Origin of the sequence: Schnuerera sp., from assembly GCF_035459645.1 — a bacterium.
GTDB lineage: Bacteria > Bacillota > Clostridia > Tissierellales > Tepidimicrobiaceae > Schnuerera.
Genome location: NZ_DATHXO010000348.1, coordinates 1 through 1,711, shown reverse-complemented (window position 1 = coordinate 1,711; position 1,711 = coordinate 1). Strand labels below are relative to the sequence as shown.

At 34.8% G+C, this 1,711-nt stretch carries 1 protein-coding gene; it reads right to left on the bottom strand.

The window, feature by feature from the left end; genetic code table 11:
- Window positions 1-1,709: ATP-dependent Clp protease ATP-binding subunit (locus tag VK998_RS08110; protein ID WP_325227476.1), on the bottom strand; the 1,709-nt coding region annotated here is incomplete at its 3' end.
- Between the last annotated feature and the right edge of the window lie 2 nt (window positions 1,710-1,711).

Genomic DNA, 1,711 nt, shown 5'->3' with positions numbered 1-1,711 from the left:
CTTATCATCGAATCTTCATCTCCAAATAAAGTCTCTGCTAAGGCTTTAGCCAAATATGTTTTCCCTACTCCTGTAGGCCCAACAAATATAAAGGTACCAACTGGTTTATTTGGTTCTTTCAATCCTACTCTGGCCCTTCTAACAGCGTTAGAAACTGCTTCTACTGCTTGATCTTGTCCAACGACCTTTTCATGCAAAACTTTTTCTAAATTTAGTAACCTTTCGCTTTCTTCTGTAGTCATTTTATTTACAGGAACTCCTGTCCAGTTAGATACAACCTGAGCTATTTCATCATACCCTACAACCATACTAGATGTTTGTTTTTCTTTCTCCCATCTATTTTTCTCTTTTTCCAATTCATCTTTAATATTTTTTTCCATATCTCTTATTTTTGCTGCTTTTTCAAAATTTTGAGTATTTATAGCTTCTTCTTTTTCTTGAGATAATTCTTCCAATTTTTCTTCTAAATCCTTCAATCCATCAGGAGCAACGTAAGAATTTATCCTTATCATAGAAGCAGCTTCATCTATTAGGTCAATAGCCTTATCTGGTAAAAATCTATCAGTAATGTATCTACTAGATAATTCTGCAGCTCCCTTTAAAGCATCATCGGAAATTTTAACCCTATGATGGGCCTCGTATCTGTCTCTTAGCCCTTCAAGTATTTTAATAGTATCTTCAACAGTAGGCTCTTCTACCATTATAGGTTGAAACCTTCTTTCTAAAGCAGAGTCCTTCTCTATATGTTTTCTATACTCATCTATTGTAGTAGCACCTATTACCTGGAGTTCACCTCTTGCAAGAACTGGTTTAAGTATATTAGATGCATCTATTGCTCCTTCTGCAGCTCCAGCACCAATTATAGTATGGAGTTCATCAATAAAGAGTATTACATCTCCAGATTCTTTTAGCTCCTTCATTACAGATTTTAATCTTTCTTCAAATTCACCTCTATATTTAGCTCCTGCGAGCATTCCAGGTAAATCTAAAGTTACTACTCTTTTATCCTTTATTATCTCTGGAACATTACCTTCTACTATTTTCTGCGCTAACCCTTCTGCTATGGCAGTTTTACCTACCCCAGGTTCTCCAATTAATACAGGATTATTTTTAGTTCTTCTACTTAATATTTGTATTACCCGTTCAATTTCCTTTGCTCTACCTATAACTGGATCTATCTTCCCATCTACTGAAAGTTTAGTTAAATCTCTTCCATATTTATCTAAATTAGGGGTAGAGCTATTTTTACCTTCTGGTGAAACGCCTGATTTAGAGGCATTATCTGATAGCATGCTTAAAATATCCTCTCTTAATTTTAATGTATCTACTCCCAATTTCTTGAGTATAGCTACGGCCACCCCTTCACTTTCCTCTAATAATCCTAATAAAATATGCTCTGTACCTACATAATTATGCCCTAAGTTTCTGGCTTCTAAAAAACTTAACTCAAATATTCTTTTAGTCCTTGGAGTAAACCCCATTATATCAGCATTATAGCTGCCTTTCCCTATAGCGTTTATAACTTCATTTCTAGTTTTTTCTAAATCTACTCCCATTTTTTTAAGGGATGTGGCAGCAACACCTTCCCCTTCTGCAAGTAATCCTAATAATATATGTTCTGTACCTACATAATTATGACGTAACCTTTTTGCCTCTTCTTGAGCCAACAATATTGCTTTTTGAGCTCTCTCAGTAAATCTTCCAAACATTG